Source organism: Mesorhizobium sp. M5C.F.Ca.IN.020.32.2.1, from assembly GCF_004023105.1.
Classification (GTDB): Bacteria; Pseudomonadota; Alphaproteobacteria; order Rhizobiales; family Rhizobiaceae; genus Mesorhizobium; species Mesorhizobium wenxiniae.
Genome location: NZ_RZSX01000196.1, coordinates 1 through 8458 on the forward strand (window position 1 = coordinate 1; position 8458 = coordinate 8458).

The window sequence follows — 8458 nt, forward strand, 5'->3', positions numbered from 1 at the left end:
TCGGGGGCCGAGAGCCCATCCTCCTCCATGTGGCGGAAGATGTTCTCCAGCATGACGATCGCATCGTCGACGACAAGGCCGACCGCCAGTGTCAGACCCATCAGCGATATGTTGTCGATAGAAAAGCCGAACAGGAACATGGCGCCGAGCGTGGCGATCAGCGAGATCGGCACCGCCACCGCCGGGATGATTGTCGCCGTTACCCGGCGCAGGAACAGGAAGATCACCATCACCACCAGTGCGATGGTGAGCAGCAGCGTGAACTGCACGTCGTCGACCGCCTCGCGGATCGAAGTCGAGCGGTCGTTGAGCAACTGGATACTGGCCGCCCCCGGCATTTGATCCTGGAAGGACGGCAGCATCGCCTTGACACGGTCAACGACGTCGACGGTGTTGGCATCGGGCTGGCGCTGCACCGCCATGATGATCGCGCGGGTGCCGTCGTACCAGCTTGCCGTCGTCGTGGTCTCGACCGAATCGATGACGCGGGTCACCTCGCCGAGCCGCACCGGACGGCCGTTCCTGGTGGCTATAATGAGGTTGGAAAATCCCGCCGCGTTGTTCAGCTGCGTATTGGCGGTGATCGTCAGCTGCTGCTTGTCGTTCTTCAGCACGCCGAGCGGCGTGTTGCTGTTGGCCGAGGCGATCGCCGTCTGCAGCTGGTCGATCGAGATGCCGCGTGCGGCCAGCGCCGTCGGATCGATCTGGACGCGCACGGCGTATTTCTGCTGCCCGAAGATCGAGACCTGCGCCACGCCTTCGATCGTCGACAGCGACGGCGAGATCACATTCTCGGCAAAGGCATCGAGATCGGTCAGCGGAACCGTGTCGCTGACCAGCGACATCAGGAGGATCGGCGCATCGGCCGGATTGACCTTGCGGTAGCTCGGCGGGCTGGTCATCTCGGGCGGCAATTGCCGCTGCGTTCGCGCGATCGCCGCCTGCACGTCGGCCGCCGCGGCGTCGATGTCGCGATTAAGCACGAACTGGATGGCGATCGAGGTGGAGCCAAGCGAATTCGTGGTCGAGATCGAATCGATGCCGGCGATGGTGGCGAACTGCTTGATCAGCGGCGTTGCCACCGAGGTCGCCATGGTTTCCGGCGAGGCGCCGGGCAGCGAGGCCGAGACGTTGACCACCGGAAACTCGGCGCTCGGCAGAGCGGCCACTGGCAGGAACTTGTAAGCGAACAGCCCGCCCAGCACGAGGGCAAAGGACATGAGCAGGGTGGCGACGGGCCTGCGGATGCAAAATTCGGAGATCATGGGCGCGTCCCGGCCGCCTTGCCAGCCTCCGCAACCCTTGGAGACGCCTGATCGCCGGTCCCGACCTCGGCTTCGCGGATCGGCGAACCGTTCTTCAGCTTTGCCTGGCCCTCGACGACGACACGTTCGCCGCTTTTCAGCCCCTCGCCGATAGCGCTGCTGTCGCCTTCGGTCAGCGCGACCTGCACGGGCCGCATCTCCACCGTCTCGTCAGGCTTGATCACATAGACGAACGGTCCCTTCTGGCTGGGCTGGACCGCAACCGTGGGAACGGAGGTCATTGGCGGCATGATGCCGGCATCGAGAACGACATTCACATATTGGCCCGGCCACAGCGAAAGATCGGCATTGGGCACGCGGGCACGCGTTGCGATCGTGCCGGAGGCTGTGTCGACGCTGGCATCGACGAAATCTAGGGTCCCCTTGCCGATCGGCGTCGGATCGCCGTCCCTGGTCAGCGTGACTGCGCCTTCCCTTGGCTCCGCCAGCGCCTTGTGCAGCAAGGCAAGATCGCTTTCCGGAAGATTGAAGTTCACCTGCAACGGGTCCACCTGGGTGATGGTCACCAGCGGGGTCGACGTGCCGTTGCTGGTGGTGACGAGATCGCCGATCGCGTCGTTGACCGCGCCCAGCCTGCCGGAAATCGGCGCCGTGATCGTGGCAAAGCCGAGTTGGACAGCGTCGGCATCGAGCGACGCCTTGTCGGCATCGACTGTGGCCGCAGCGGACTTCTGCGCGGCGATTGCCTGATCATAGGTTTGCTGCGTGCCAGCCTGCCTGGCGACAAGGTTCTTGGCGCGCTCAAGATCGGCCGTGGCACTGGCAAGCAGCGCCTCGTCCTTGGCGAGCGTCGCCTGGTCACGGGCCTGTTGCGCCTTCAGTGAGCGGTCGTCCAGCGAGAACAGAAGGTCGCCAGCCCTCACCATCTGCCCGTCCTTGACGGCGATCGATGTGATCTGGCTCGAGATCCGTGCGTTCACGCTGACCACGGCGGGGGAGGATACGAAGCCGATGGCGTAGCGCCGGATCGGGAAGTCGGCCGTCGAAGCGGTGGCGGCAACCACCGAGGTCGAACGTGCGGCATTTGCGGCGGCCGCCGGTTTGTCAGGAGCCGCCTGCCCCGCTGACAGCATCTGCCGGACCTTGTCCGTTGCCGCGGGCGAAAGGTAGAGCCCGGCTGCGACAAGGCAGGCGGCCGCAAGCACCGCAAGCACGATCTTCCCACGCATCGTCAAAAGCCTTCTATCCGACAGGCCGTGGTTCGGTGGTCATATCTTGACGTAACTCGCAGCCTAGTGCCGCGGTTTTCACCAAGTAGATAGCAGGCGCCGAAGGCGAAAAAGTGCCAAAACCCGGCATTACGAAGATTTAATGTGCAGCGCACAATAAAAGGCAGCTACCGAAGCATCGGCCACAGCGTCGCCGCCAGCAGAACGCCCATGGCGATGTTGAACCATTTCAGCCGTACCGGATCCGACAGAAAACCGCGCAGCGCCATGCCGAAACCTGCCCACACCGAAACACTCGGCAGGTTGACGACGGTGAAGGCTATCGAGATCAACGCCACCGACAGAAACGGATGCTCCGGAATGGCATAGACGGCCATGGCAGTGATAGCCATCACCCAAGCCTTGGGATTGACCCACTGGAACGCTGCGGCATCGATGAAACGCATCGGTCGCGCATTGGCCTCGCCCTGGCCGCTGAGCGAACGCGACATGGCGATCTTCCAGGCGAGATAGAGCAGGTAGACGCCGCCCGCGACCTTCAACCCGGTGTGCAGCGCCGGAAACGCAGTCAGCACGGCGCCGAGACCGAAGCCGACGGCCAGCAGCAGCACGAGAAAGCCGATGCTGATGCCCAGCATGTGCGGAATGGTTTTGGCAAAACCGAAATTCACGCCGGAAGCCAAAAGCATGAAGTTGTTCGGGCCCGGCGTGATCGAAGTCGCGAAGGCATAGACCAGCAGGGCAAGAAATGCATCGAAGGTCATGGCTTCTTCCCAAGCAGGTCAGCAATATTGTCTTTTTGGTTCAGGCGCACAAAGGCTACCCGCGCCGGCAGCCGGCCCAGAGGATCAGCACCAAAAGCAACAGACAGGTGTAGGCGGCGCCAGCGCGTTGGAGCCATGGCGCCGGACGGTTTACATCCCTTGCGGGCCGCGATTCATCGCCGCCACGCCGGTCCGGCAGATCTCGACCAGGCCGAGCGGTTTCATGATGGCGATGAACTGGTCGATCTTGGAGCCCTTGCCGGTGATCTCGAAGATGAAATGCTCGGTATTGGCGTCGATGACGCTAGCGCGGAAGGCATCGGCCAGCCTCAGCGCCTCGACGCGACCTTCGCCGGTGCCGGCCACTTTCACCAGCGCGAGCTCCCGCTCCAGCGGCCGGTCCTGGCCGAGTTCATGCGAGCGCACGGTGAGATCGACGACACGGTGCACCGGCACGATGCGCTCGAGCTGATGCTTGATCTGCTCCAGCACATGCGGCGTACCCCGCGTTACGATGGTGATGCGCGACAGATGCTTTTCATGTTCGGTTTCGGAGACCGTCAGGCTCTCGATGTTGTAGCCGCGTCCGGAAAACAGGCCGATGACCCGGGCCAGCACGCCCGGCTCGTTGTCGACCAGCACGGAAAGCGTGTGAGTCTCCGGCTTTTCCGTTTCCTTGGCGATGAAGTAGGCGGAGCCGGTCGGTTGAAGCTGTGCGTTCATGACATGAATCTCGATTTCAAACTTTTGAGCCAATTCTCTGTTTCCGCACGGCTTCTTCCGACAGCGCTGCCCCGGCTGACAGTTACACCAGTTCCCTGCCCTTGGCGTCGATGGCGTTGGCCACCGCCTCCTCGGTCGCCTCATCCGGCAGAAGCATCTCGTTGTGCGCCTTGCCCGACGGGATCATCGGGAAGCAGTTGGCAAGTGTCGCCACCCGGCAGTCGAAGATCACCGGCTTCTTCACCGAAATCATCTCCTTGATCGCGTCGTCCAGCTCGTCCGGCTTCTCGCAGCGGATGCCGTGGCCGCCATAGGCTTCGGCAAGCTTGACGAAATCCGGCATCGCTTCGGTGTAGGAATGCGACAGCCGGTTGCCGTGCAGAAGCTGCTGCCACTGCCGCACCATGCCCATATACTGGTTGTTGAGGATGAAGATCTTGATCGGCGCTTCGTGCTGCACCGCGGCACTCATCTCCTGCATCGTCATCTGCACCGAGGCGTCGCCGGCAATGTCGATGACCAGCGCATCCGGGTGCGCGATCTGGACCCCGAGCGCCGCCGGCAGGCCGTAGCCCATCGTGCCGAGCCCACCGGAGGTCATCCAGCGGTTCGGCTTCTCGAAATGGTAGTGCTGCGCCGCCCACATCTGGTGCTGGCCGACCTCGGTGGTGATGTAGGTGTCCATGTCTTTGGTCAGTGCGTAGAGCCGCTGGACGGCATATTGCGGCATGATCACGTCGTGGTTCATCTTGTAGGCAAGTGAATCCCGCGCCCGCCATTTCGCGATCTGCTCCCACCACGGGTGGAGCGCCTTCTTGTCGGCTTTGGCGGTCGCCCGCCACAGCCGCACCAGATCCTCCAGCACCCGGCCGACATCGCCGATGATGGGCACATCGGTGTGGACGTTCTTGTTGATCGACGATGGATCGATGTCGATATGGATCTTCTTCGAGTTCGGCGAGAACGCGGTGAGCCGACCGGTGATACGGTCGTCGAAGCGCGCACCGATGCAGACCATGACGTCGCAATCATGCATCGCCATATTGGCTTCATAGGTGCCGTGCATGCCGAGCATGCCCATCCAGTTCTTGCCCGACGCCGGATAGGCGCCAAGGCCCATCAGCGTCGAGGTGATCGGGAAGCCGGTCAGATCGACCAGTTCGCGCAGCAAATGGCTGGCTTCCGGGCCGGAATTGATGACACCGCCGCCCGTATAGAGGATCGGCCTTTTCGCGTTGGCCATCAGTTCGACCGCCGCCTTGATCTTTTCCAGGTCGCCCTGGACCTTAGGCTGATAGCTCGTGCGCGGCGCCGTCTGTGGCGGCACGTAGATGCCCTTGGCGAACTGCACGTCCTTCGGGATATCGACGACGACCGGACCGGGACGTCCTGTCGTTGCGACGTGGAAGGCCTCGTGGATGATTGCCGCGAGCTCGTTGACGTCCTTCACCAGCCAATTGTGTTTGGTGCAGGGGCGCGTGATGCCGATCGTGTCGCACTCCTGGAACGCGTCCGAGCCGATCAGCGAGGTCGGTACCTGACCGGTAAGGCAGACCAGCGGGATCGAATCCATCAGCGCATCCTGCAAGGGCGTTACCGCGTTGGTGGCGCCCGGCCCCGATGTCACCAGCATGACGCCGGCCTTGCCGGTCGAGCGCGCATAGCCCTCCGCCGCATGACCCGCGCCTTGCTCGTGACGGACGAGGATGTGCTCGACCTCGTCCTGTTGGAAGATTTCATCATAGATCGGGAGAACCGCGCCGCCCGGATAGCCGAAAACATGCTTGACGCCATTGTCCTTCAGCGCCTGCACCACCATTTCGGCGCCGGTGATTTCGCGCCGCTCGTTCTGTCCACTGCTCATCGGTCTGGTCCCGTACTGTCCGCCATGCGGCGATTGCTGGTCGTTTAGTCGTGTTTCGGGCAATAAAAAAGGCCCCCGAGGGAGCCTGTGTCTTGCGCATGGGAGGTTTTCGCCCGGCGGTTACACCGCCTTGCCCACGCGCTTTCCTACTACGAGAATGAGTGCCGTTTTCATGGTGGCGGACAATAGAATTGGTTTTGCGCCGCTGTCAACGGGGAATGTGACACGATGTCAAAAGGGTTTGAACCCGTTGGTCATATCGGACGGCCGGTTGACGATCATCGCATTGAGCCAGTTGGTTCCGCCACAAGGCACCGTTCCGGTACGATCGCCGGCAGGACCAGAGTTCACGATCGTCCCGATAAGCCATTGAAACCACGCCAAACTATTTGACGACGTGACGCGGCGCACAGTTTGCCGCGATACTCCGGTCAACCGGCATAGCCACGATGACGACCAGGACTTCACGGGAGGAAATCTGATGCTCGACAAGGCCCCAGGCAAGAAACTGTCCGACCTGCTCGACCGATTCGGCGCAGCGCTTGCCGCCGGCGACATCGACAAGGCGGTCGGGTGCTTTCAGGAAGACTGCTACTGGCGCGACCTGGTGACCTTCACCTGGAACATCAAGACCATGGAAGGTCGCGACCAGGTGCACGATATGCTGAGGAGTCAGTTGGCGAAGACGAAACCTTCGAACTGGGCGCTTGCGAAAGGCGAAGAGGCCACAGAGAGCGACGGGCTGCTCGAAGGTTGGATCAGCTTCGAAACGGAGGTTGCGCGCGGCTTCGGCCATATCAGGTTGAAGAACGGCAAGATCTGGACGCTCCTCACCACCATGGTCGAGCTGAAGGGTCATGAGGAACCCGCCGGCTTCGCGCGCCCGTTGGGCGCCAAGCATGGTCACGGAAAAAACCGGCCGACCTGGAAAGAGGAGCGTGAGAAAGAAGCCGCCGAACTTGGCTTTGTCAGTCAGCCCTACACGCTGATCATCGGCGGCGGCCAGGGCGGCATCGCGCTCGGTGCCCGGCTGAGGCAGCTCGGCGTGCCGACCATCATCGTCGAGAAGAACGAGCGTGCCGGCGATTCATGGCGCAGGCGCTACAAGTCGCTCTGCCTGCACGACCCGGTCTGGTACGATCATCTGCCCTATATCGACTTCCCCAGGAACTGGCCGGTCTTCTCGCCCAAGGACAAGATCGGCGACTGGCTGGAAATGTACACCAAGGTCATGGAGCTGAACTACTGGTCCTCCACGGAGGCCAAGAGCGCCGCCTATGACGACGAGAAAAAGGAGTGGACGGTCGTCGTCCATCGCGGTGGCAAGGACATAACGCTGAAGCCGAAGCAGCTGGTGCTGGCCACCGGCATGTCGGGCCGGCCCAACATCCCGAAGTTCAAGGGCATGGAGAATTTCAAGGGTGATCAGCACCATTCTGCGAAACATCCCGGTCCGGACAGCTACGTTGGCAAGAAGGTCGTCGTCATCGGTTCGAACAATTCCGCGCACGATATCTGCGCCGCACTCTGGGAAGCCGGCGTCGACGTCACCATGGTGCAGCGCTCGACCACGCATATCGTCAAATCCGACACGCTGATGGATGTCGGGCTCGGCGCGCTCTATTCGGAGCAGGCCGTGCAAAACGGCATGACCACGGCCAAGGCCGACCTCATCTTCGCCTCCCTGCCCTACAAGATCCTGCACGAGTTCCAGATCCCGCTCTACGAAAAGATGAAGAAGCGCGATGCCGCCTTCTATGAGGGCCTGGAAAGGGCCGGCTTCATGCTCGACTGGGGCGACGACGGTTCGGGCCTATTCATGAAATATCTCAGGCGCGGTTCCGGCTACTACATCGACATCGGCGCCTCCCAGCTGATCATCGACGGCGCCGTCAAGCTGAAAAGCGGCGTCGACGTGACCGAGATCAAGGAACATTCGGTCCTGCTCAGCGACGGCACCGAGCTGTCGGCCGATGTCGTCGTCTACGCCACCGGCTACGCTTCGATGAACGGCTGGGCGGCGGAGCTGATCTCGAAAGAAGTCGCCGACAAAGTCGGGAAGTGCTGGGGTCTCGGCTCGAACACCACCAAGGACCCTGGCCCCTGGGAGGGCGAACAGCGCAACATGTGGAAGCCGACACAACAGGAAGCGCTCTGGTTCCACGGCGGCAATCTGCACCAGTCACGCCACTATTCGCAGTTCCTGTCGCTGCAGTTGAAAGCACGGCTCGAGGGCATCGCAACGCCTGTCTACGGGCTGCAGGAGGTCCACCACACGGGATAGAATTCGGGGGCTGTTACCGGGACTGGCCGATGCGCTTCCAGTAGATAAGCGTACCGGTCAGTCCGCCATGCGGCTTCAATGCATAGTCCGGTATCTCACCGGCAAGCGTGAAGCCCAACCTCTCATAGAGACCGGAAGCGCCCTCCTCTGTCGCCGTATCCAGGACCAGCAGCGTGCGGCCTTTTTCGACTGCAAGGCTTTCGGCCGCCGACATCAGGCGAGTAGCCACGCCATTGCCGCGATGGTCGACGCGGGTCATCAGCTTGGCGATCTCGGCCCGGTGCGGCTGGTTGGGGGGACAGTCGAGCAGCAAGGTAACGGTGCCAACC

At 62.1% G+C, this 8458-nt stretch carries 7 protein-coding genes; 1 reads left to right on the forward strand and 6 read right to left on the reverse strand.

Annotated features, from left to right (window positions below):
• The 5 genes from EOA86_RS12455 to EOA86_RS12475 form a co-directional block, all read right to left on the reverse strand.
• Positions 1-1265 (reverse strand): efflux RND transporter permease subunit (locus tag EOA86_RS12455; RefSeq protein ID WP_164891702.1); only part of this gene is annotated, 1265 nt, incomplete at its 3' end.
• Positions 1262-2494 (reverse strand): efflux RND transporter periplasmic adaptor subunit, encoded by a 1233-nt coding sequence (locus EOA86_RS12460; RefSeq protein ID WP_128341909.1) that lies wholly within the window; start codon positions 2492-2494, stop codon positions 1262-1264. The genes EOA86_RS12460 and EOA86_RS12455, both read right to left, overlap by 4 nt.
• Before the next feature lie 167 nt (positions 2495-2661).
• Entirely contained in the window at positions 2662-3258 is a 597-nt protein-coding gene (locus tag EOA86_RS12465) for a LysE family translocator (protein WP_127211558.1), read from the reverse strand.
• Positions 3259-3408: 150 nt separating this feature from the next.
• Entirely contained in the window at positions 3409-3981 is a 573-nt protein-coding gene (gene ilvN / locus EOA86_RS12470) for an acetolactate synthase small subunit (protein ID WP_029351349.1), read from the reverse strand.
• A gap of 82 nt (positions 3982-4063) precedes the next feature.
• Entirely contained in the window at positions 4064-5845 is a 1782-nt protein-coding gene (locus tag EOA86_RS12475) for an acetolactate synthase 3 large subunit (protein WP_127209629.1), read from the reverse strand.
• Positions 5846-6326: 481 nt separating this feature from the next.
• Between EOA86_RS12475 and EOA86_RS12480 the strand changes: the two genes are divergently transcribed.
• Positions 6327-8129, forward strand: a complete 1803-nt coding sequence (locus EOA86_RS12480; RefSeq protein ID WP_128341910.1) for an NAD(P)/FAD-dependent oxidoreductase — start codon at positions 6327-6329, stop codon at positions 8127-8129.
• A gap of 13 nt (positions 8130-8142) precedes the next feature.
• Here EOA86_RS12480 and EOA86_RS12485 read toward each other — a convergent pair.
• Positions 8143-8458: N-acetyltransferase (locus EOA86_RS12485; RefSeq protein WP_164891703.1), on the reverse strand; the 316-nt coding region annotated here is incomplete at its 5' end.

Excerpts from the sequence above, each read along its gene's own strand:
- EOA86_RS12480 (WP_128341910.1), top strand. The coding sequence starts at position 6,327 with ATGCTCGACAAGGCCCCAGGCAAGAAACTGTCCGACCTGCTCGACCGA.
- ilvN (WP_029351349.1), bottom strand. The coding sequence starts at position 3,981 with ATGAACGCACAGCTTCAACCGACCGGCTCCGCCTACTTCATCGCCAAG.
- EOA86_RS12465 (WP_127211558.1), bottom strand. The coding sequence starts at position 3,258 with ATGACCTTCGATGCATTTCTTGCCCTGCTGGTCTATGCCTTCGCGACT.
- EOA86_RS12460 (WP_128341909.1), bottom strand. The coding sequence starts at position 2,494 with ATGCGTGGGAAGATCGTGCTTGCGGTGCTTGCGGCCGCCTGCCTTGTC.
- EOA86_RS12475 (WP_127209629.1), bottom strand. The coding sequence starts at position 5,845 with ATGAGCAGTGGACAGAACGAGCGGCGCGAAATCACCGGCGCCGAAATG.